Genomic DNA, 22,134 nt, shown 5'->3' with positions numbered 1-22,134 from the left:
CCTCCCACTTGTACGAAGTTACAAGCGAGATTATCAATATAGTGGCTGAATTTTCAATGAACATGGTGGCTGATTTTTAAGTTAACAAATACAATCCGTCCGGTCGTCGTCATGGCTCATGACGTACATATCGTTGCGATCAATGCCTTTATTCGCCAGTGTTTGCACATCGTGCTGAATTTGTTCGTCGTTCGTGTATTCACGTACATAGGGTTTCATCGTCAAATAGCCTCCTCAAAGATAATATCTTCGCTGGTCCGGGAACGCATACACGTCAAACCTCCCTAAGGGTAATCCTTAATCAACGTCTTGATTTTAATACTCATTCGGTTTCGTCATTAATCGTTATTTCTTAAGACTTGGTTATTCATAGGATGATATTACGTAGCGTATTTGGTGCCATGTTTTTGATTCCATTGCTTGTAGACGTCTAAACCTGCTTGAAGAAAGTGCTTTTGCACGGGCAGCCGCCGTTCATCCATAGGTTTGCAGTATTCTTCGTAAAAATTATCTAACTCAAAATATTTGCGATCGTCCCGGTAGAAAGGTTCGTATTCTTCTCTTGAGACCACGTATACAACGTTTTCGGGACTACAGTAATAAATGGCTCCTAAACACATGGGACAAGGGCTAGCCAAAATGTAAATCGTGCAATCTGTTAAATGGAGAGCGTAAAATAGTTTGTGTAAACGAGCGAGCATGAAAAAAGGAAGTCCTTTTCTCGAAGAATGAAGTTACCGACCACATCCACAGAAAAGAGGACTTCCCTATGAATAATTTTTCGACAGATATTGCTCAAGCTCTAGTCCAACATGAGGACGTGAATGAGATCTTTCGATCTCACCTGGAACGCGCCGTCAATCAACTGCTTCAAACGGAATTAACGTCTTTTTTAGACTATGAGAAATACGATCCCGCCGGTATTGGTTCCGGCAATTCCCGCAACGGCACGTACGAACGTACGCTGAAAACCGAATTTGGAGAGCTGTCACTGGCGATCCCTCGGGACCGGAACGGTGATTTTCATCAACAGACGGTCGAGCCGTATAAACGGACGAATGACACGCTGGAGGCATTTGTGATGCATATGTACCACAAAGGCGTCACGACCACGGAGATCGCCGATCTCCTGGAACGCATGTATGGCCACCATTATACGCCGCAGACCATTTCCAACATGACCCAGACGATGGAAGCCGAAGTGGAAGCTTTTCGACGCTGGCCATTGGCGAAACGCTATGCCTGCATCTATCTGGACGCCACATTTATCGCATTAAAACGGGATACGGTCGCCAAAGAAGCCGTGTATATCGCCGTCGGGATCCAGGAGGACGGCTCCAAAGAAGTGCTGGCATACCTGTTGGCTCCGACCGAATCGGCGGGCAATTGGCAGGAACTCCTGGAGGACCTTCAGGTCGGCGGCCTCGAAGAAGTACTCCTGGTCGTTTCTGATGGGCTGGCAGGCATGACCGATGCGATCCACGCCGTCTATCCGAGCGCCCGACATCAGATGTGCTGTGTGCATGTTTCCCGCACCATCGCCCGTAAAGTCCGTGTGCAGGATCGTCCGGCGGTCTGTGCCAATTTTAAAACCGTATACCGGGCCAACAGCCGGGAGGAAGCAGCCCGGGCCCTCGAAACATTTATCGAGGCATGGTCCCCGCGCTACCCATCGATTCGCCGGGTGCTCGACGAGCACCCCACCTTACTCACCTTTTATGATTTTCCGTCTGCCATTTGGCGGAGCCTGTACTCGACGAATCTGATTGAATCATTCAACAAGCAGCTCAAAAAGTACGTCAAACGCAAAGAACAATTTCCGAATGAAGCGTCCATCGAACGATTTTTGGTCAGCCGCTTTGATACCTACAATCAAAAATTTTCGACCCGCTGCCATCTTGGGTTCGCCCAGGCCCAACATCAATTGGAAGATATGTTTCAGCGACAGGATTAACTTCATGGCTGGATAAGGACAGCCGTTTACACAAAATTATTGACGGTCCCGTTAAATGCTCGGTCTGTTCTTTTTGACAGGCCTCCGCGTTCGACATTTTGTTCGGCTAATTGGATTGTTCGATGAATAGGATCCATGGTGCTCCTTTCCTTTGTTTATCAATTGAAAACCTTTCAAAGCTGAAGTTCTTATACCCTGTAGACTTCTCATTTACGCCTCTGATAGAAAACAATCGCAAATACTTCTCCGAGAAGTTAACTTTTTGATTGCAGAGGAAGCCGCTTAGAAGCACATTTTAAGATTGGTAGACCCTTGGTTACTTTCTAAACCGAGTGCTGTCGTAATTGCTTAAAACATTCAAAGCAATACAGACGCCCACCTTCATGTACACCTTCAAAGAAACCATCCCTGCAGTAGATCTCTTTACCACAAACGCTGCACTGCCCCAGGTACTCTTCCATCATTATCCCTCCTCATAAGGATCCTTCGGCTGGTAATCTAGGGAGCCCTTTAAAACCCGGACGTGATTATACGTTTCTTCCTTCGCAGCAAAATATTATAGAAACACCGTTTTTCGCTTTATAAAGAGTACTGTATCGTCGTCGTGCAAGCCATCCCCCCCCCCCCGTTAGCAATATGCTTGTAATGACTCTTTTAAGAGGCATTGTTTTCTATCAGGGAAGCTAACAATATCTTAAACATCATGGCTCTGACGATTCTTACTAGTCCCCCTCTTGTTATTCCCTTTATTACTAACTACAAAAAAGGCCAATGATATTACACCTAATACAGCCATGGTCAAAAACGCATTTCTCGTGCCTTCGTATAAATGATCCTGCCCCTGACTGGAAACCGTTACAATAGTCGTCAACGCTGTTACCCCAATCGCCATGGCAAATTGACGAAGAGCATTAATCACCGCTGTCCCATGAGGCATGATAGAAGCTGGTAAATGGTTCATCGCAAATGCCACCTGAGGCATCATAGTGATGCTGATACCTAACATGAAAAACATGAATGCAACAGTGACGGTGAGAAAGGAGGTCGTTGGCTGAAACAAACTAAACATCACGACCGAAATCAAAAGAGGAACGAAACCCACGCCAATCACCTTTCTGCCGTAACGATCATATAAAAGGCCACTAATCCAAGAAAATAAAGCCAGCAGGAACGTCCCTGGCATCAGAATCATGCCCGAGGTAAAAGCAGATAGTCCCTGAACACTTTGGGCAAATAATGGGATTAACGTTTCTGCGGAGAGTAATAACAACGAGATCAAAAATATCGACAGAGTAGCGAATAAAAACGGACCATAAGCAAAGACCTTTATATTAAGCAAAGGAATGGAAAGACGGAGTTGGCGATACCCGAACCATACAAACGCCCCGGCGCCTAAACCGATCGTACCTATGACCCGCAAGTCCTCGAAGGGATACATATTAATCATACTTACACCTAATAAGAAGGCGACAAAACCGATACTTGATAGGATAAACGAAAACACGTCGAATTGAGCTGCTTTTGTTTCTGTTATATTTTGGATAAACAAATAAGTAATAACTATTAACCCTACAAGCGGGAGCAAAATCATCCAAAACAATATGCGCCAGTCCCAGAGATCAATGATCAAACCGGACATTGCCGGCCCTATCGCCGGCGCTACGTTCATGACCAATCCTAAAATACCCATGGCCTGGCCGCGTTTCTCCGATGAATAAACCAATAGAAGAACCGTTTGGGCCAGCGGGAGCATAATGCCAGCGCCAATTGCTTGAATAATCCGTGCCACGACTAATAGTAGAAAGGACGGCGCCAAAATACCAGCCACCGTTCCCACCAAAAAACAAGCAAGAGACACTAATACCAAGAATCGGAGCGTAAAGCGATCCACGAAATAGCCATTAATAGGAATCATGATGGCCGCCGTCAGTAAAAAAGCAGTGGTTAACCATTGAACTTCGGTAGCATTAACCTGAAATTCCTGCATGATGGTAGGGAAAGCTGTGATCAGCAAAAATTGGTTAAGCAAGAAAAGAAAATTGATACTAACAACCGTCCATACGGTCCATTTCTGTTGTTTCATAATACACCTCAAACTATTGCTCATATTCAGTCTAATATATTATATACTTTGCGCAAAGTATATAATATGTGTTAATTTTAATGGAAACAAGACGAAAGGAGAAGTCCTATGTACCCCGACCTTAAAGGAAAAGTTGTATTTATTACCGGCGGAGCTAATGGCATTGGTAAAGCCATTGGTGAAGCCTATGGACAAGCAAAAGCTAACATCGTGTTGGCCGACATCAATGAGCAGGCCTTACAGGAAACACAAGAAGCATTTGCCCAAACATACGGCCCATCGATGATTCAGACTCTCCCAATGAATTCGACCGTCGAGAACGATGTGCAGCACGCTATCACTAACGCTTATAAGCATTTTGGCGGTATCGATATTCTGATTAATAATGCCGGCGTTATGGATAACATGGAGGCCGCACAGACCGTGTTCCCGACGATACATGGGAGCACGTCTTCAATGTTAACGTGACAGGCACGATGCGTGTGACCAGAAAAATGCTGGAGCTGTTCCAACAGCAGCAACAAGGCGTAATCGTAAATATGGCTTCGATTACAGGACTTACTGGAGGTCGAGGCGGCTTAGCCTACACGGCTTCCAAGCATGCTGTGGTCGGCATGACTAAAAATATAGCAGCCCATTATGCTGATCAACATATACGAGCTAATGCCATTGCTCCCAGTCAAGTGCCCACAGCTATCACCCAAAGCGGAAAAACTCCAGATACTTACGGAATGAAAGCAGCTACCAAAGGATTGAATCTAATGCCACAAGCAGGCACATCGGAGGAGATCGCTCATATTGCTTTATTTTTAGGATCGGAACATGCTTCATTTCTTAATGGAGCAGTTATTCCAGCGGATGGAGGCTGGTCTGCCTATTAGAGCTTACCCTCCTCAAGTACTTGCTGTACTCTTCCTAACCAATTTTTTTGAAATTGGTGGTGAGAAATATAATGATCCGCTATTAGTTCAGGTATAGAACCTTTTAACTTGTTGTGTTGTCGCTCAACCATTTCCAGTTCTTCGATCCACGTTTGAATCGCTTGTTTCACCGGCTCTATAGGAACAAGATGAATATACAATAAGGCTGGATATAACGCCTTTGCCCCATCTCGTCGTTGCTGAAACACCTCGAGAATACTCTTTTGCAGATGCTCGAATCCAGCCGCAGTTATTTGATAAATGGTGCGGCTCGGCCGCTTGTTGTTTTTCTCGTTTTTCACGGCTTGAATGTATTCGTGTTTTTGTAGCTGCCGGGTAGCATGATAAAGATTGCCATCTGTGAGGGAGAAAATTTGGTCCCATCCATGTTGTTGCAATCGTTGTTTCATTTCATAGGGATGAGAGGGGTTATTCTCTAAAAGCCCCAAAATAAGAATTTTTATTGCCATTGATGTTGCTCTCCTTTTCGTTTGTTCATATCTTGTTATACTGAATTCTATTGGGAAAGGATCAACTGAAAAACTAATGACGAGCCAAAGAATGTTTAACGGTGCTTTTAAACTATCATAAAACGATGATACATGAAGGAGAAGGTACAACGGAACGTTTTGCTAATAAAGTAGTTATGATTACAGGCGGAGCTTCGGGCATGGGAAAAGAAATGGCTTTCATGTTTCAGGCCGAAGGAGCTACAGTCATCGCGGCAGACGTGAGTGAGCAGAGGCTGAACGACTTATCCAAAGAAGGAATTGACGCTAGATATGTAGATGTTTCCAACGAAGAACACTGGCGGCAATTAGCTGATGACGTTTATCAAAAGTATCAGCGCATTGATGTCCTGGTTAATAACGCTGGTATTTCTAGTGAGAAAACCATCGAAGAAATAGAAGCAGCTGATTGGGAAACAATGATGAACATCAATGGCTTCGGCGCTTTTGCCGGAATGAAACACGTGGTCCCTTATATGAAAGAACATCAAGAAGGCGCCGTCGTGAACATTTCTAGTTACACCGCTCAGGTCGGCATGGGACTGAATGTTTACACTGCTTCTAAAGGAGCGGTACGAGCCATCTCTCGGGCTGCCAGTGTGCAGTATGGCCCCAGTGGTATTCGTGTCAATGCCGTATTCCCCGGGGTAATTGAAACGCCGATGACGAAAGGATTGCAGGAATCTCAAGAAACGCTTCAACGACTGGTGGGAGCAACTCCCCTTGGACGTTTAGGCAAACCAAGAGAAGTCGGCCAAGCGGTCTTGTTCTTAGCTTCGGAGGAAGCTAGCTTTATTACCGGGGCTGAACTGGTCATTGATGGCGGCTTCACATCCCAATAATTCCCTTTATTCTGTTCCAATTACATTAAATATATTAGAGTTAACATATGTTTTCTTTTAACCATGATAATGAAATAATAGATAAACGCTGAAACCCTTGTCATAAAGGGGTTTCATCGTTTTTTATTGGTTGCTGAGGGAAAGGAAACTTATATTAACTCTGGTAGCTGGAATGATTCTTCTGATGTAGTTGTTGAAGTAGAAGATGATGAAGGCAACTTTGAAGAATACTCAAGAGCAGACGGAGATATGAGTTCGACAGTAGCTAGCTTCCTTTATAATAATCAAGGAGTTATTGAAGGTTCTGACATTCAATTCAGCTTCAACGATAATGATGACATTAGTGGCGTAGCTGCGCTTTCGTTTAATGCAGATAATGCTGGTTCCAGCTTTAATATTCCATCAAGCAATGCATTTGATGGCTTAGTTGTTGAAGGCAATGAATATGAAGTTAATAATGTGACAGTTGGTGCAGACAACGTTACAATCCGCCATACTGTTATGAACGATCTCACAGTTGATGGAGATGACTTCACTTCCGAAGAAAACACTATTAACGGTGATTTAGATGTTAACGGTAGTGACTCAGAATTTAACACTACTATCAATGGAGATGTAACTGTGGATGGTTCTGCATCCTTCTCCAACGTTGAGTTTGCTGCTAGCACAACTATCTCAGGAACAGGTAGTGTGACATTAGCAGGAACTATTGGTGATCTTGATCCTACCACAGTCGATGCTGATGAAGCTGTGAATTTCTCTGAAGTTGAAGATGCTGATTTCACTGAAACTTTACAAGATGAGCTTGATGATCAAGATGTGCAAGATGCTGAGAGTGCCCTTAGTGATTTAGCGACTAATGGAGCAAGCGTAGTATCTGGTTCTAATGTCGTTGACTATGTTGAAAATGTACTTGAAGATGAAGGTTTTGAAGGTGTAACAGCTAGTATTACAGGTGAATCCGCAAGTGGTGCAACAGTAGACACTGAGACTGGTGAAATCACAGGTTCAGATAATGATAGCAATGATGTTACTTTTGAACTAACAAAAGGTGATGCAACATCAAATTCTATTAATGTTACATTTACTATAGAACCAGGTGAAGTTACAGATCTTGAAGTTTCAAGTGTAGCTAGTCCGATCACTGCTGGAAATAGTTTCACATTAGATTTAGACGCTGTAGACGCTAATGGTAATAATGTTGACATTGGTTCAGAAGAAGTAGTTACAGTTTCTGGATTAGAAGATTCTTCTAACGGATCCTCTGCTGATGGAATTTCTCAAGTATTAGACTTTAGCACTGAATCAACGGTTACAACTAATAACATTACTCCAAAGAACGCTGCAGAAACAACAATTACCGTTTCAGTTGGTGACCTTGAAGCAAGTCAAGAGATCACTGTAGAAGCTGCTAGTGGTAATGCTAGTGAAAGTTCTTTACAATCTGCTTCTTATGATAGTGATGCAGGAGAACTTTCTACCGAGCTGAATGTAAAAGACGAATTTGGTAATACAATTACTGGTTTGGGGACTTCTGACATCACTACACTCACTATTGGAGGTACTGATGTAAGTGGTGATATTAAATCAGTAACTGATAATGGTGAAGGGAACTATTCTCTTGTAATTGAGAATGTAACTTCTGAACCAGCGGACGCTGATACTATTAATGTTGAAATTGATAGTGCTTCGTTGAGTGCAGATTATCAGGCTATTAAGTAGTTAAATTGAAAGAGTTTTAATTGGTAGATGGACAGCACATGTTTAACAAGACTTGTGCTGTCCATCTTTTGGGTTCTACAATAAATGTTGGGGTTTTGAAACAACAAAACAATTTCGTGCGTAAAAAACGCGAGATTCTTTTATACTGTAAACATCAAATAATAGAATGAAACCTTACTGTTTACCTTTGTTTTAAGCGATGACTATGGCTAATGAAGTGAACCCATGATGATCCAAGGTGAGGTAATGCATGCGACGACCAAAGCTAGTTTCTTCGTATGCATCCGATCATTTGAAAGAATAATCTGGCGATAGGAATAATTGGCTGTTACACCTATCGTTCTCATGCTTGAAAAGTGGGAGCCTACGGTTATCAAACAAAGGGATAGACAGAACGGAACGTTTGAAGCTTTATAGGAAGAGATGAGGTAGCATCGAGGATGCCTATGAAGTGGCAGCGGGTTTGTAGTAGTGATGATAGCTGGCCGCTTGTATTGCCCTGGTAACAGGTCAAGAGGAGAAAACCAGCAGAAGCGAAGGAACCCAGTCAGTGATTTTTCTCAAAAATTTATTTCCCTATATGATTTTTAGCCGTCTCCTTTAGTGGAGGCGGCATTTTTTTGTTATTAGGCTCATTCGCCGTCAGTAATGATTCATCCCTGCCCCAGGCTGTATCCCTTCATAAATGGAAAAAGGTTCCGCAGCATGTTATCTACTGAGCTTTTTTCATTCCATAAAATCCGAATAGTATCAAAAGTATGAATTCGACGCTTCATGTTAACACTGTTCATAGAACCGCGATAGATTCCTAGATAACGAAAGGGAGGAGGACGAGGGACTGAAAGAGGAATACTGGATCAGCCGCCATCCTGTGGTGGACACGGAAACCAGACTGGTTTTAAACGATTACCTGCTCAGCCTGAAAATGGCTAACAAAGCGCCAGCCACGATCAACAAGTACCGCTTGATTCTTGAGATGTTTTTCCGTGATATGTCGACGCCCCTGGAGGCCCTTCCTATGGATGAGGTGTTCGACTGGCTGGAGGCCTACGGTCAGACAAAAAAGGAGAAGACACGGGCGCTTGTGTTAACAACGTTATCGCGTTTCTTTGCGTTCTGCCAGGCCGAAGACTATATCGATCGACCGCTTGTGAAAACGAGATGGCGCCCGACGATTCCCGATTCGCTCCCAAAGTATCTGGATGACGCCGAGGTGACGCGGATGAAAATGAGCGCTGAAACGTATTCCCTGCGCGATCGGGCAATTATTACATTTTTATTGTCCTCGGGATGCCGCCGCACGGAAGCATCGATGCTGAACACGGCGGATGTTTCGTTTTCCAACCGTTCAGCCGTTGTGACAGGAAAGGGGCGCAAATTACGAGAGATTCACTTTTCCGAAGAATGCCGCCTGCTTCTGGAAGCTTATTTGCGAACCCGTTCCAGCCCCAGCGATGCAGCCCCTATGTTTTTGAATCGATTCGGGGAACGTCTGAAACCGATTGGCATTTATAAAGTGGTTCGAAAGCTTCGAAAAGAAACAGGGCTGCCAAGCGATATAGGCCCTCATCATCTGCGCCACACCTTTGCCACCCAGATGCTCGCCCGCGGGGCCGACCTTTCGTTTATCGGTGACGAGATGGGGCATACCGATCTCAATACCACCAGAATCTATGCCCGCATTCCGACCGAAGACATGAAAGCTGCCTATCAAAAAATTATGGAGTGATAGTATGCAAACCAATGAAGAAGCGATTGCCTATTTTCTGGCCGACAATGCCGAACGCTTCAGCCAAGAGACGAAACGATCGTATCATCTGTCGCTGCATCAGTTCTCGGCGTTTTCGGGGCGCTCGTTCAGCGAAGTCAAACCCCTCCACATCCGAGCCTGGCTCGCGGATTTGACCGAACGGGGGCTCAAGCAGCGCAGCATTCATTTGAAACTGGCATCGGTGAAATCCTTTTACCGCTACGCCCTGGAAGAGGCGTGGGTCGTAAAGGATCCGACCGTGCACGTACCGAGCCCGCAGATCGAGGACTCACTGCCCCATTACCTTGAGAAGCGCGAGCTCGCCGCCCTCATGGAATGGACCAAAGGTCACCCGCGGGAACGGGCGGTGATAGAGATGCTGTATACCACGGGGGTTCGGATCAGCGAGCTATTAAACATCCATCTGAGGGACATCAAATGGGACGCCCGCCAGGTGTGGATCCGTCCAAGCAAAGGCAACAAAGAGCGGTTTGTATTGTTTACCACCGAATGTGCCGAGCGGCTGAAGCATCACCTGGCCACCCGACACACCGCCAGCCCGTACCTGTTTGAAAACCCGAAAGGCGAAGCCTTGAGCCACGTGTATGTGGAACAACGGTTTCGGGATTACTCCGAGGCTCTCGGGTTTAAAGTCACGCCTCACACGCTTCGTCATACGTTTGCCGCCCACCTTGCGGTCAAAGATATGCCGCAGAGCTACATTCAGGAACTGCTCGGCCATGTCAATATTAACTCCACCCGTGTTTACACAAGGCTTCGTGAAACTGAACGGAAAAAGCAATATGATCAGTATCAACGCTGATCGAAAGGAGGCCGACGATGACTGAAAAAATGTCGCCCGACAGCAGTGCCGTCCTGCAGGAGTTTCTGCTTCACCTGCAGCTTGGCGGCCGCAGCGACAACACGCTCGAAACCTATGAACGTGTCCTGCAGCGATTCTTTTCAGAGATTCCGTTTCCCGTAGCGGAGGTCACTTCCGACCACGTGCTGAGCTGGCTGGCGTCATACCGCTCCAGCCGAAAAGATACGACGATATCGACCTGGTTCAATGTGCTGACGTCGTTTTTTCATTTCTGCGAAGACGAGGGGCACGTCCCCCATACCCCGATAAAAAAACGATGGCGGCCGAGACTTCCACAGCCGCTGCCAAGGTATTTGGACAAAACCGAACAGGCCCAGACGAAACTACAGGTCGAAACCGAGTCCCTTCGCAATCAGGCCTTATATGCGTTTTTCGTGTCCTCAGGGTGCCGCGTGTCGGAAGTCTGCGCCATCAATAAAACCGATATCGATCTGGCCGAGCGCACTGTTCAGGTGCAGGGCAAAGGGCAGAAGATACGCCCTGTTCACTTTTCCGAGCGCTGTGCGATTCTTCTGGCGTCTTACATCCCTACATTGCCCGATCACGAGGATGCCTTATTTGTGAACCAGCACGGCCGCCGCCTCACCCGCGTCGGCGTTCATCAAATTATCAGCCACATGGGATCCGATGCGGGGCTTTCTGCTTCGCTCGGCCCGCACCGCCTGCGCCACACGTTTGCGACCACGCTGCTTGCCAAAGGGGCGGATCTTTCCTTTATTTCCGAGGAACTCGGCCACAGCAGTTTAGACACGACCCGCATCTACGCCCGTCTGCCGAAAGAAGAAATCGTGACAATGTATCGTAAATACATGGGCTGAAGCCAACAAAGGAGGATGGTTATGGATACCGAAACGAAAGACTTAATCGCGTCTTTTCAAAAGCAGTACCAGTTTCGCCTGCAGCCGTATACCGTGCATGCCTATACCCAGAATATCACCGCCTTTTTCACCTTCACTGACGCCCCCTTCCACGCGGTGCGCCCCGCCGACATCCGCGCCTGGATGCATGCCCTGCAGGAGAAGGGCAAAAAAGCAGCCACAATCCATCAAAAAATCGCGTCGCTCACGCAGTTTTTTGATTTTTGCCGAGAAGAACAGCGCTGCAGGGCCAATCCTGCGCGGTCGGTCGTCCTGCCGAAACTCGGCGAACGCCTTCCCGACTATTTAACGACTGCCGAGCTCGAACAACTCCGCGAGCTGGTAGAGAGCCGCCCGAGAGAGCGGGCGATCATTGAAGTGATGTATGCCACAGGGGTGCGTTTGTCCGAACTTATTACCATCCAGCGGACCGACGTTAATCCCACGGAGCGATCGATCCTCATCCACGGCAAGCGCCGCAAAGAACGTCTCGTGTTGTACAGCCATGCCTGCGGCGAGCGTCTGCGTTATTACCTGAACACGAGAATGGACACGAGCCCGTTTCTTTTTTTAAATACGAAGGGGACGCCGCTGCAGAGCCGAGCGCTGCGGTTAACGTTTGAAGGGTATTCCAGAGAACTCGGGTTTAACGTGACGCCGCACACGCTCCGCCACACCTTTGCCGCGCATCTCGCACAAAAAGGGATGCCGCTTGTGTATATCCAGGATCTAATGGGCCATGACAGCATCGAGGTCACACGAATCTACACCAAGCTCTACAACGAAGCCCGAAAAAACCAGTACGACTATTACCTGTAAAACCAAGAAAAAGCGAAAAAACGTCCAAAACAAAAAAACCAATCCGTCCACCTGCCGAAAACAGGAAGGAAACGAACGGAGCTACGTACGGGATGTTTTGCAACACCGAAAAAGCCACGTTCAACATTCTAACGGGGAACAAGCTCCCCAGCCTGATACCGCTCCGCGGGTCAGGCTTTTTTTGGCTGGTGGGCTGCACGGAACAGCCGCTGCGGGAATGGCTGGTGCGAGGTTTTTCAAACGAATTCGCTCGTCCAGGTATAATCCGCGCGATACAGGAAAGGATAACCTGACAAGCAGCAGGAAAACAGCCTGTACGAAAGAGAGGTCGCGCCGAAAAGGGGGAAGGGAAGCAAACCCTGCAGCGAAAAAGTTAGTTAACATAAGTTTTCTTTTATCAGTACTTGGCTAGCACTAAAAGCAACCGGCGGATCCTTGCGAGCCATTGGTTGCTTTTATAATTTATGCTATTTAATGAATGCTATTAAATAGATCGAAATTATAACAACAGTTGATTGATTAAAGGAACGATTAACAGTAAACGGATCACATCATTAGGCTTCTAAAATTATAAAAACAACGACCTTCTTATTATTAAACTGACTCCTCTTAAATAGAAATGAGAGCAAGTAAAACTTTTAAGCGGCTTATTCCAGTAATCCAACAGGGATAAGCCGTTTAAATATTCCTGGTATTGCTAGTAGTCGCAAAATTCAATATAGCGATGAGTCGCTTCCGCTAGGTTGTTCTAAATGATATAAAACGAATCCGGCAGGTATTATTCCTCGGATTTCAGTAATTAAAAAAATTTTCATGGGGACCGTTATTTAAACCTCGGGAGACCCCGAACAAGAAAAAACCGCTGTTTTAGGCCGTAACTTTCCACAACAGCCTAAACAGCCTAAAATCATAAATTTTCATGAGCAGGCACAGGCGTTTTAGTTGATCGACCGGCCAAGCTTACGGCTTGGAAGTTGACCCCTCCGCCAGTAGTTATCCCCCCCACTCCAAACTCGAATGTTTTGCACGAGTATCGTCAGCGCCTTCTTAGGCTTTTCCTTAGTCGTGGGCGGCTGTTTCCGAGACTGACTATGGACTACCCGGAAAACTAAGATTTCATTTTGCGCATAAGTTCCTTATTGTTTAGCTTAATTTTGCCGTCAGCATCATGAAAAATGAACTTTAAATCTTGTCGTTGTATGAAGAATAGTAAGGTTGTGTGCGGCTTAACATTATTGAACCAATAACAACGATAACACCAATGATCATCGATATTGTTATGCTTTCATTCAAAAAAAACGAACCGAGAACTATCCCCACTAAGGGCACCAAATAGTTCGAAAAAGAAGCAAACACAGGTCCTTCTCTGTGAACTAGAAGCGTATACAACCAATACACGAGCCCTGTTTGAAAAATACCTATGATGAATAAGGGGAGAAGATCCGCTGGATAGAGCCTTGGCCAAGAATTATCCATAACCAACACCGCTGGCCATAAGAGAATGACAGCGCACCATAAAATATTTCGCATGGACAGAACAACCGAGGCCGTCGGAAGATATTGCATCAAAATAAGGGCGCTAGCATAACTAACAGCAGCCATCAAAAGAGCTACCAGTCCAGCGGTTTCTCCAGAGAAGATTGTGGCGTCAGAATAACTAATACGGGGAATGAAAATAATCATGACTCCAATAAAACCAAGCATGACGCCGAACGCTTGGTTTCGATGTAACCGTTCTCGAAATAATAGCCATACAATCAACACCGTCCATAAAGGGGTGGTCCCAATAAGAATAGAGGCTAGGCTACTATTCACCTGGTTTTGACCCCAGGCAACTAAAAAGAAAGGTAATACCGCTTCTAGCAAAGCGATAACAACATATAAAGTATAACGACGCCAGCGAAAGCCTGTTTTCACTGGAGCTGAAGAATGAGGGAGAAGTATCGCAAGTAACGTTAATGTGCATGCTCCTATCGTCGAACGAATTGCCGCCAAGGCCATCGGCTCCACCGTGTCTAATACTTGTTCGGCGAAATAAAATTGGGAACCCCACATGAGACTAATGCCCAATAAAAAAAGATATTTTTTCATTGTTTTGAGCCTTTCCAGTTTGATTATTGAAATTTTTTAGGATCAACTTTAGGTGCTTTTCATAACATCATAAAAAATGCCAAGTTCGGGCCCTTCCATCCTTAGCTAAACTTAAAGGCGTTTAGCATCCGTTGATGTACGCCCCTTACCTATTCTATTAAAGTCGAAAAAGTTGATTCGTACATATATCATTATAATAACATAAGACCATTTACCAAAGGACATGACAACAGTCTAGCGAGAGTTCGTATCGTGCCCGCATAGGCGTTTTTTCCTTTGTTGGGCTCACTTTAAATTTAGTAGAGACTTGCCTCCCCTACCATGAGTACTCAAAAACTGAGGAATAGTCATTATTAACTTATACATTTGCCCAGATAAGTCATAATAATTTTTATACTATACAACTCTTTTGTTGCGGGTTTACTAACAATTATTTCCATTAACGATAAAAAAGAGACAGAATCCCCGTAGATACGGTACGATGACATCGACGAAAACACCATCGAGAAAGGATTCTGCCTCATGTCTACCGTATCATATTCCTCCTGGATCGCCAATATCTTTCACCAATGGAACCTCCGGTTCTTTATGTCTGCTCCGGCTGCGTGGCACATGCAACAGCTGCTGGAAGGCTGGACCCGGGAGCACCGCAATGGGAGCGTGAAAGCCCTCCAAGAAGCTGCGAATCATTCCGCCCACCACTCATCGGTCACCCGGTTTTTTCGCACCTCCCGGGTGGACGACGATGCCCTGGAGCGGAAGCTCCAGCGATTGGTGCTGCAGCACATCCGGCGGCAGGCGTCCTCCGCCAACCCGGTGCTGATCGCCATCGATGATACCGTCGTTCCCAAATCGAAACCTTCGTCCCAGGCGCACCACCCAATCGACGACGGCGGATACCATTTTGACCATCAGACCGGGACGACCGTTTACGGGCATCAATGGCTCACCATCATGGCAGGGACGAGCGAGCGTCTGTATCCTTATCATATCGAACGATATGATAAAGAACATGGACCCGGTAAAATCGACCTGGCCCTTCAGCAGCTTCGCACCATCGACGTGGGGAATCGGCCCGTCTATGTCCTGGCCGACAGCTGGTACGCATCGGAAAAACGGCTCCGTGCCGTCCGGGACCGGGGCTGGCATTTTATCGGTGCCATTAAAAGCAACCGGGTGCTCGATACGGCCCCCATGCCGTTACCAGCCAGAAACTGGGCCCAACGGGCCCGGCAGGTGGAAGATCCGGACCTTGTGACCGTCCGGACCACCACCTATGAAATGGTTCGGTTTCAGGGCCGGTTGAAAAGTGGCCTCTCGGGCGTGGTCGTTGGTTCCCGGGCTTCTGCTTCCCACGAAGCGTACCGGTTTTTCTTTTCCACCGACCCCTCGATGACCGCGGCGGACGTCTTATCCTGGTATCAGCACCGGTGGGCGATTGAAACCTTTTTCCAGGAAGCCAAGGGCAAGCTGTCGATGGGCGGATACCGGTTGCGGAGCGCCCCGGCCATCCGACGCTATCTGCTTCTCCTTCAAACGGCCTGGCTCCTGCTTGCCTGGGCATTTACCGGCACCATCAGCGAAGCCTTTCATGCCAGTCATCTGGACCACCGGCGACGAGAGATCGCGGATATTTATCAGCGCGCCCGGGCGGGCGCGACCCTGGAAAGCGTGTATAAAACCTACCGCGTGGCTTGACCCGCAAAGCCGTCGGTTGGATGATATTGTCGATGATTTCTAATATTTGGCTCTTCACCAAAACATGGACTTGACGAGTTTTCTTCGACGGTTTCCGGTTTCCAGGCGAATCCGCAGGCTGAGATGGGCAAAATTCCGATACCCGTGACCGCGTCGTTGAATCAGTTTGATTTTATGGTTGGTCCCTTCGGCGGCGCCGTTGGATTCCGGACGGGCGGCCGCAGCGAGAACGCCGTTCTCGCGTTTCAATAGGCTTTGGCCCATATCCCGTATCACCGCTGTGGGGTGAAAGAGAAATCGGCGCTTCCAGTCGTTCATCCGGTACCGGGCTTGGGGCCAAGTCCGACTTTTCAACACATACCGCAGGTGTTGAAGGGCCTGGTAGATGGCCCGGATGGACCCGTCCCGGCACCATCCCCGTACTTCTTCCCGTTCTCGGTCACCCAGGCTTTCCGGCGGCCGGCTTAACAGCCGGACCGCCCGTCGTTTGGCTCCGTGATGCCGGCGGTCAACGTTCAGATACCTTCGCCTCCGGGCCAGGGCTTCCGTAAACCATCGAAGGAGATGAAAGCGATCCAAAATATGATCGGCGTCCGGACAGGTATGGTGAACGGCCTGAGCCATGGCCGGAGCACCGTCGGTCACGACGCCGTCGATGGCGTTTGGCAGTTGATCCAACAGATGGGCAATCGCAGCGGTGGACCGCCCCCTTCCGATAGCCAGCACCTGGCCGGTGTGCCAGTCCATCGCGGCCACTCCGTAGGTATGGCCTTTGCGAAAAGCAAAATCATCGACGGTGACCACCGTGGGGGTGGAAACGGTCAGCAGGGCTGGGGCCCGGCGGTAAAACCAGCGCTCCAGGGTGGTATACGGAAGACCGAACGTACGGGCTCCATCGGCGATGGAGCGGCCGATACAGGCCTGGACCACCATCTCCTGAAACATCTCTGTCGCAGAGCCACGGTCCGGAAGGTCCGGCAGAGAGGCCGTGAATGTGGCCCCGCATCCGGTACAAGTCCGGCGTTCCCGAGGAACACGGATCCAAATGATGCCGGTAGGCGCGGTATGGGTGTGCCGGAGAAACCGTCCGGTTTCTGCTTTCCGTCGCGAGGCGCTCCCGCACACCGGACAGATCGTTTGCCGGTATTTCGGGGAAAGATGAAACACCCAGGTGCCGTTTGGTTTGGATGTATGGATCCCGTCGTAGGCTGGAAGGTGCAACAGTTCTTTGATAAAATGGGTAATCAAGTGGCTTCTTCCTTTCTCGGTGTTCTAGTCCAATACCAAGATAAAGGAAGAGCCGCTTTTTTCATATACCTATCGGGTCAAGTCCAACTTATGGTGAAGAGCCTAAATTTATAAAATTTTCCGAAAATTTGTTTATGATTTTCTTTAAAAAGGGAATTAGGTAAAAAGGATTTCTTAAACTGACGGAGAGGGGGCACTATGGCTAAATCGAAGGAAAGACGACAAGGGAGACGCATACTTATTAAATCATGAGAGTGAAACGGTGCTAAAAGAATGATTTTATGTGCGGAGACCTAATTTTTTCGATTAAGTGTACAAATCGATGAATCGTCCTTCAGTGTTTTGCGCAACTTTAAATTTTGTTTGATCCCAGGCAACTCAGTGGGGCGGGTTACCTATACTTAAGTACGCCCCAAGCAATCTTTATAAATAGGAGGGGCTTTTCTATGCCGAAAAAGCTGTTTGAGGTAGATCTGAACAAAACGATGGACCAACAGACGACGCCGGGGCACAACCGCTGGCACCCGGATATTCCTGCCGTATTTTCCGTAGACCCGGGAGAGACATTCCGGATGGAATGCCTGGATTGGACCGATGGCCAGATAAGCAACAATGATGACCCCTCGGACATTAAGCACGTGAATCTCGACCGGGTGCACGTACTAAGCGGTCCGGTCCATGTAAACGGTGTGGAACCGGGCGATCTGCTTGTTGTTGATATTCTGGATATCGGAACGTTTCATTCACATGAATGGGGATTCAATGGCATTTTCGCTAAAGAAAACGGTGGAAGCTTTTTAGTGGACCATTATCCGGAAGCGGCCAAATCTATTTGGGATTTCGAAGGGATTTATGCCACTTCCAGGCATGTGCCAAATGTAAAATTTGCAGGTATTATTCATCCGGGGCTGATCGGCGTAGCGCCGTCGCAGGACATGCTGAATGAATGGAACCGCAGGGAAAAGGAACTGGTAGATACAAATCCTGACCGGGTGCCTCCGCTGGCGAATCTGCCGACAGAGCATTCGGCGGTGCTCGGGAACCTCAAGGGAGAAGAGTTCGACCGGGTAGCAGCTGAAGGAGCAAGAACGGTACCCCCAAGGGAAAATGGCGGCAACTGTGACATTAAGAATCTATCGAAGGGTTCGAGAGTGTACTTTCCGGTATTTGTCGACGGGGCAAAGCTGTCGGTGGGAGATCTTCATTTCTCGCAGGGGGACGGAGAGATTACGTTCTGCGGCGGGATTGAGATGCCCGGCTGGATTGACCTGCAGGTACATGTGATTAAGAACGGCATGGAAAAACACCGTATTCAACGAAATCCTGCGTTTAAGCCGGGACCGGTGATGCCGCATTACAATGAATTTCTAGTCTTTGAAGGTGTCTCTGTTAATGAATTTTCCGGAGGCCAGACGTATCTGGATGCCAATGTTGCTTACAGGAACGCCTGTCTGAATGCGATTGAATTTCTCAAAACGCTTGGGTACACCGGGGAGCAGGCCTATATGCTTTTAGGTACGGCGCCGGTGCAGGGCACGGTGGCAGGCGTAGTGGATATACCGAACGCCTGCTGCACGCTGGCCCTGCCTAAAGACATCTTTTACCAGAACATTCTACCGGAGTTGGATTAATATGGCCCAGTTTACGTTTAAATGCCGGACGTGTGGTACGTTTGAGCGCTGGATGGGATCAAAGGGAGCGCGGGTCAGCGAAGCGCCGTGTCCCTCATGCGGGGAAGCCGCCGGAAGGGTCTTCCAGCCAGTACACCTGTCCAAGATGGATGCGAAGATAAAGGCCCGGATCGAGCAGGGCATGCAGCCGAAAACACGGCAGCGAAAAGATCTTCCCGCCATGCAACAGCCACAGCAGCGGGCCCCTAGGCCTTGGCAGGCAGGCCATTAAAGAAGGAGACCCGAAAAAACCGGGTCTCCTTTTTCAGCTATTTTTCTCCCCGGTCTTTTCCAGCTATTCCAATAACCGCGGTGGCAGCCATCATCATACCGTAAACCATCGAAAAAAAGAGAAAGGGCCTTTTAGTAATTGTTAAAATACACGGTTCAACTTGGCAGCATCGTTCCTTATGTTCCTGATCATACATATTTCAAAAATGAACACCGCCTCCCCTCAGGCAGCGCGGGATGGCCGATCCGCCATCGAAGACCTGGAGGATACTAGAAAAATGTTTAACCCTAAAACATTACATCGGCATCTACAAGGTGCTGGCTTCCATGTACGGAAAAGTGACGTTGTTTCCGGAAGGCTCATCCTGAAATACTTTCATCTGGTAACGGCTTTGCCGAAAATAGTGATTTCCAGCATTGAAACTGGGCTACATGAAGAAAGCCTCCATCCCGAAGCAGCGAAAATACAGTTGGCTCGTACTGTCGTGGCGATGTACCATAACGAGCAGCAAGCTGAATAGCAATTTGTTTTGGTTTTTCAACAAAAAGAAACGCCTCAGAACAAATGCATCATATAAGGTAAAATGCTTGAAAAGATGATGTTGTTAACGGCTGAGACCAGAAACTCCCTAACAAAATACAGCCATAAAATTTTCTTGGCGGAAAAACGCATTGAGCAGCTTTTGCAGCGACAGTGGATGTTATCGGTGCTTATATGATCTTAACAATATATAACCATACCTATTAAACATAATTACGCTTATCAGTAGTCTATAACCACTTGTTGAGAACAAAGTGTTCTCCACTGTTTGTATTTATGAATATCACAGTGATGACCAATTCCTAAAATTAAAATGACAAGTTTTTCATCATTGATGTGAGCAATGCTTAGGTGCCGCCTATGCAATATCGTCATTCTCCAGCTTTTGTGCCATTAACGTTTTTCTAAGCGCTCTAGAATCTGTTATACCCACTAAGTTTTTATGAATTCAAGTCAAAGCATGCCGGAGTGATATCTATCTATTTTTAATGTTTTTGTGCTCTTTGTTCAAACTGTACTTCATATTCGGTCATTGTTTACGTCTAATTCCTTTGTCATTTCATCAAAAAAAATATCGTCTTAAACCTCTTGTTGTTACTGCAGAGCTTGATAATAGAGTTTCAAGTGTCTTAGTTATAGTTCAAGAAAGAACTCCTTTTTCTAATAATTGTAAAATAAAGGCGGAAGTAGTGGGATAGTCATGAAACGGTAACGAAACGTCTCAGGATATAACTCGAAGAAGGATGGATTCCTATGAAACGTAAGCTGCTGATAAGGAAAGAAGTGCTCTTGCTTGGCCTAATGATTATATTTCTTATAGTGGCCCTCTTCTATATGCAACGAGGACCGGAGACAATTTCCGATTCCACTGCTTCAGATAACGACTCTCGTTCATTTAAAACAGAAGAAAGAAAGGGTAATGAGGAAGAAAAACCCAACGATTCAGAAGAAACTGAATCTGAGCAGGCATATAAGCCTGTAGAACCAGATGATGACACTACGCCGTTAAAAGATCAGTTGGAGCGGAAATAATTGGAAATGATGCCTGAGCTTGAAGCAGCAGGAGAAGAAAGGGCAAGGCTGATGCCGTTTGGAGAAACACTAATCACAGGAACGAAGGATCAAACGGACGGACCGTTGAAAAATCATCGACTTGTTACATATTATGGCCATCCCAACTCCACCAATATGGGGATACTCGGGCAAATGGAGCCGGACGCCTTCATGGCAAAATTAAAGACCCAGGCTCAGGCCTATTCCAACGCTGATCCATTTCATCCAGCTGTCCCCACCATTGAACTCATTGCCACCGCTGCTCAACGAGACCCTGGTTCGGACGGTAACTACGTTCGCATGACCTCGCCGGAGCAAATTGACAAGTATGCGAAGCTTGCCGAGGAAAACGATGCTTTATTGATGCTGGATGTCCAATTGGGCAAAGACTCTGTGTTAAATCAAGTGAAGTCGCTGGAAAAATGGCTGAAGCTCCCTTATGTTCATCTGGCCATCGATACCGAATTCCATGTGGGAGAAAGAGAAACGCCGGGTATCGATCTTGGCCAGGTTAACGGAACAGAGATTCAACAAGCCGTGAGTTATCTCACAAAGCTCGTTGAAGACAACAACCTTCCGGACAAAATAGTTCTCGTTCATCAGTTTACGGACGTAGCGCTGACGAACAAAGAAGTCATTCAGCCAACCAGCCATGTAGAGGTGGCTTTAAACTTTGACGGGTGGGGAGGCGCTGCTGCAAAAATGACTAATTACAAAGAATATGTGCGGAATGAAGCTGTACAGTATGGTGGTTTTAAAGTGTTTTATGATAAGGATGAACCAGTCATGAGCCCGGAAGAAGTCCTTCAGTTGGATCCTGCTCCAGCTGTAGTCAATTACCAGTGAAGATTAGAGTGTCAATGTCTATACAATCGCCAGATATGCTGCTTTGTTATTTTCAAGGTGCTTTTGATTAGCTTAATTATACAAATTTAGCTAAGAAGCCCCCTAAGATGAAAGAAGAACCTGAATCCGTGATAAAGAGGGTTATTGTTTGAGTGAGGTTCCGTTCTATATCTATAACTCGTTTCTACTTTAGGAATACGCTGGGGGCAAAGAAGCATCCGCTGCAGGCGGACGTTTTCCGCGGGCAGCGCCTCAGCTATATCAAACGGAAAAACCGCCGTTTGATAGGATCTTCGGCTGCTGCTCTTCCCGCTGGAAGCGCCGCCTTCCGCTCCTGCCTTCGTTTTCTTTTCTTTAGAAAAGGGTGCTCTTGCAGCAACACAAAGAAACCTACAGGGTTTCTATAGGTTCGCTCAT

20 protein-coding genes are annotated in these 22,134 nt (G+C 47.0%); 14 read left to right on the top strand and 6 right to left on the bottom strand.

The features are described from left to right. Window positions 1-81: 81 nt before the first annotated feature. Window positions 82-219: a general stress protein gene (locus BM058_RS16090; RefSeq protein WP_090928359.1), complete on the bottom strand. Its 138-nt coding sequence runs from the start codon at window positions 217-219 to the stop codon at window positions 82-84. Between the two features lie 161 nt (window positions 220-380). Beyond that, window positions 381-701, bottom strand: coding sequence for a deaminase (locus BM058_RS16085; RefSeq protein ID WP_090928357.1), 321 nt, complete (start codon window positions 699-701; stop codon window positions 381-383). Between the two features lie 68 nt (window positions 702-769). On the opposite strand from BM058_RS16085, the gene BM058_RS16080 reads away from it, so the two are divergent. Further along, window positions 770-1,954 (top strand): IS256 family transposase, encoded by a 1,185-nt coding sequence (locus BM058_RS16080; RefSeq protein ID WP_090928355.1) that lies wholly within the window; start codon window positions 770-772, stop codon window positions 1,952-1,954. A 694-nt stretch (window positions 1,955-2,648) separates the two neighbouring features. On the opposite strand, the gene BM058_RS16075 is transcribed toward BM058_RS16080, so the two are convergent. Continuing rightward, window positions 2,649-4,037 (bottom strand): DHA2 family efflux MFS transporter permease subunit, encoded by a 1,389-nt coding sequence (locus tag BM058_RS16075; RefSeq protein ID WP_177195597.1) that lies wholly within the window; start codon window positions 4,035-4,037, stop codon window positions 2,649-2,651. Between the two features lie 108 nt (window positions 4,038-4,145). On the opposite strand from BM058_RS16075, the gene BM058_RS18765 reads away from it, so the two are divergent. Together BM058_RS18765 and BM058_RS18760 are read left to right on the top strand one after the other, a co-directional pair. Then, on the top strand, window positions 4,146-4,505 hold the full coding sequence (locus BM058_RS18765) for an SDR family NAD(P)-dependent oxidoreductase (RefSeq protein WP_281244710.1): 360 nt from the start codon (window positions 4,146-4,148) through the stop codon (window positions 4,503-4,505). An 8-nt stretch (window positions 4,506-4,513) separates the two neighbouring features. Further along, complete coding sequence (locus BM058_RS18760; protein WP_281244709.1) at window positions 4,514-4,918, top strand: SDR family oxidoreductase; 405 nt, start codon at window positions 4,514-4,516, stop codon at window positions 4,916-4,918. On the opposite strand, the gene BM058_RS16065 is transcribed toward BM058_RS18760, so the two are convergent. Continuing rightward, window positions 4,915-5,427, bottom strand: a complete 513-nt coding sequence (locus tag BM058_RS16065; protein ID WP_090928352.1) for a PadR family transcriptional regulator — start codon at window positions 5,425-5,427, stop codon at window positions 4,915-4,917. The two genes, BM058_RS18760 and BM058_RS16065, sit on opposite strands and share 4 nt — an antisense overlap. A 125-nt stretch (window positions 5,428-5,552) precedes the next feature. Here BM058_RS16065 and BM058_RS16060 point away from each other — a divergent pair, with 125 nt between their 5' ends. The 6 genes from BM058_RS16060 (at window position 5,553) to BM058_RS16035 (ending at window position 12,339) form a co-directional block, all read left to right on the top strand. Continuing rightward, window positions 5,553-6,308 (top strand): SDR family NAD(P)-dependent oxidoreductase, encoded by a 756-nt coding sequence (locus tag BM058_RS16060; RefSeq protein WP_090928363.1) that lies wholly within the window; start codon window positions 5,553-5,555, stop codon window positions 6,306-6,308. A 126-nt stretch (window positions 6,309-6,434) separates the two neighbouring features. After that, window positions 6,435-8,030: an autotransporter outer membrane beta-barrel domain-containing protein gene (locus BM058_RS16055; protein WP_090928351.1), complete on the top strand. Its 1,596-nt coding sequence runs from the start codon at window positions 6,435-6,437 to the stop codon at window positions 8,028-8,030. 871 nt (window positions 8,031-8,901) lie between these two features. Next, complete coding sequence (locus BM058_RS16050; protein ID WP_322787892.1) at window positions 8,902-9,759, top strand: tyrosine-type recombinase/integrase; 858 nt, start codon at window positions 8,902-8,904, stop codon at window positions 9,757-9,759. A gap of 4 nt (window positions 9,760-9,763) precedes the next feature. Next, window positions 9,764-10,603, top strand: a complete 840-nt coding sequence (locus tag BM058_RS16045) for a tyrosine-type recombinase/integrase (protein ID WP_090928349.1) — start codon at window positions 9,764-9,766, stop codon at window positions 10,601-10,603. Between the two features lie 17 nt (window positions 10,604-10,620). Beyond that, window positions 10,621-11,481: a tyrosine-type recombinase/integrase gene (locus BM058_RS16040; protein WP_090928347.1), complete on the top strand. Its 861-nt coding sequence runs from the start codon at window positions 10,621-10,623 to the stop codon at window positions 11,479-11,481. 21 nt (window positions 11,482-11,502) lie between these two features. Next, window positions 11,503-12,339, top strand: coding sequence for a tyrosine-type recombinase/integrase (locus BM058_RS16035; protein WP_177195596.1), 837 nt, complete (start codon window positions 11,503-11,505; stop codon window positions 12,337-12,339). Between the two features lie 1,182 nt (window positions 12,340-13,521). On the opposite strand, the gene BM058_RS16030 is transcribed toward BM058_RS16035, so the two are convergent. Then, window positions 13,522-14,430, bottom strand: coding sequence for a DMT family transporter (locus tag BM058_RS16030; RefSeq protein WP_090928344.1), 909 nt, complete (start codon window positions 14,428-14,430; stop codon window positions 13,522-13,524). A 522-nt stretch (window positions 14,431-14,952) separates the two neighbouring features. Between BM058_RS16030 and BM058_RS16025 the strand changes: the two genes are divergently transcribed. Further along, complete coding sequence (locus BM058_RS16025) at window positions 14,953-16,128, top strand: IS701 family transposase (RefSeq protein ID WP_090928342.1); 1,176 nt, start codon at window positions 14,953-14,955, stop codon at window positions 16,126-16,128. Window positions 16,129-16,182: 54 nt separating this feature from the next. Here the strand turns inward: BM058_RS16025 and BM058_RS16020 are convergent, their stop codons facing one another. Next, window positions 16,183-17,376, bottom strand: a complete 1,194-nt coding sequence (locus BM058_RS16020; protein WP_090928340.1) for an ISL3 family transposase — start codon at window positions 17,374-17,376, stop codon at window positions 16,183-16,185. A gap of 446 nt (window positions 17,377-17,822) precedes the next feature. On the opposite strand from BM058_RS16020, the gene fmdA reads away from it, so the two are divergent. From fmdA to BM058_RS16000, 4 genes are all read left to right on the top strand, one after another. After that, window positions 17,823-19,007 (top strand): formamidase, encoded by a 1,185-nt coding sequence (gene fmdA / locus BM058_RS16015; protein WP_090928338.1) that lies wholly within the window; start codon window positions 17,823-17,825, stop codon window positions 19,005-19,007. Window positions 19,008-19,456: 449 nt separating this feature from the next. After that, window positions 19,457-19,798 (top strand): hypothetical protein, encoded by a 342-nt coding sequence (locus BM058_RS16005; protein WP_143083053.1) that lies wholly within the window; start codon window positions 19,457-19,459, stop codon window positions 19,796-19,798. Window positions 19,799-20,571: 773 nt separating this feature from the next. After that, window positions 20,572-20,850: a hypothetical protein gene (locus BM058_RS18675; RefSeq protein WP_245737054.1), complete on the top strand. Its 279-nt coding sequence runs from the start codon at window positions 20,572-20,574 to the stop codon at window positions 20,848-20,850. Window positions 20,851-20,856: 6 nt separating this feature from the next. After that, window positions 20,857-21,717 (top strand): hypothetical protein, encoded by an 861-nt coding sequence (locus BM058_RS16000; RefSeq protein WP_407690192.1) that lies wholly within the window; start codon window positions 20,857-20,859, stop codon window positions 21,715-21,717. Window positions 21,718-22,134 lie beyond the last annotated feature (417 nt).

Origin of the sequence: Salibacterium qingdaonense, assembly GCF_900114715.1 — a bacterium.
GTDB classification, from domain to species: Bacteria; Bacillota; Bacilli; order Bacillales; family Marinococcaceae; genus Salibacterium; species Salibacterium qingdaonense.
This window is presented reverse-complemented; position numbering and strand designations above follow the sequence as displayed.

Bases quoted from the DNA above. Each gene is read 5' to 3' on its own strand.
- BM058_RS16090 (WP_090928359.1), bottom strand. From the start codon at position 219: ATGAAACCCTATGTACGTGAATACACGAACGACGAACAAATTCAGCAC.
- BM058_RS16080 (WP_090928355.1), top strand. From the start codon at position 770: ATGAATAATTTTTCGACAGATATTGCTCAAGCTCTAGTCCAACATGAG.
- BM058_RS16085 (WP_090928357.1), bottom strand. From the start codon at position 701: ATGCTCGCTCGTTTACACAAACTATTTTACGCTCTCCATTTAACAGAT.
- BM058_RS16075 (WP_177195597.1), bottom strand. From the start codon at position 4,037: ATGAAACAACAGAAATGGACCGTATGGACGGTTGTTAGTATCAATTTT.
- BM058_RS16025 (WP_090928342.1), top strand. From the start codon at position 14,953: ATGTCTACCGTATCATATTCCTCCTGGATCGCCAATATCTTTCACCAA.
- BM058_RS16060 (WP_090928363.1), top strand. From the start codon at position 5,553: ATGATACATGAAGGAGAAGGTACAACGGAACGTTTTGCTAATAAAGTA.
- fmdA (WP_090928338.1), top strand. From the start codon at position 17,823: ATGCCGAAAAAGCTGTTTGAGGTAGATCTGAACAAAACGATGGACCAA.
- BM058_RS16030 (WP_090928344.1), bottom strand. From the start codon at position 14,430: ATGAAAAAATATCTTTTTTTATTGGGCATTAGTCTCATGTGGGGTTCC.
- BM058_RS16065 (WP_090928352.1), bottom strand. From the start codon at position 5,427: ATGGCAATAAAAATTCTTATTTTGGGGCTTTTAGAGAATAACCCCTCT.
- BM058_RS16045 (WP_090928349.1), top strand. From the start codon at position 9,764: ATGCAAACCAATGAAGAAGCGATTGCCTATTTTCTGGCCGACAATGCC.
- BM058_RS16040 (WP_090928347.1), top strand. From the start codon at position 10,621: ATGACTGAAAAAATGTCGCCCGACAGCAGTGCCGTCCTGCAGGAGTTT.
- BM058_RS16000 (WP_407690192.1), top strand. From the start codon at position 20,857: ATGATGCCTGAGCTTGAAGCAGCAGGAGAAGAAAGGGCAAGGCTGATG.
- BM058_RS18675 (WP_245737054.1), top strand. From the start codon at position 20,572: ATGAAACGTAAGCTGCTGATAAGGAAAGAAGTGCTCTTGCTTGGCCTA.
- BM058_RS16035 (WP_177195596.1), top strand. From the start codon at position 11,503: ATGGATACCGAAACGAAAGACTTAATCGCGTCTTTTCAAAAGCAGTAC.
- BM058_RS18765 (WP_281244710.1), top strand. From the start codon at position 4,146: ATGTACCCCGACCTTAAAGGAAAAGTTGTATTTATTACCGGCGGAGCT.
- BM058_RS18760 (WP_281244709.1), top strand. From the start codon at position 4,514: ATGCGTGTGACCAGAAAAATGCTGGAGCTGTTCCAACAGCAGCAACAA.
- BM058_RS16005 (WP_143083053.1), top strand. From the start codon at position 19,457: ATGTTCCTGATCATACATATTTCAAAAATGAACACCGCCTCCCCTCAG.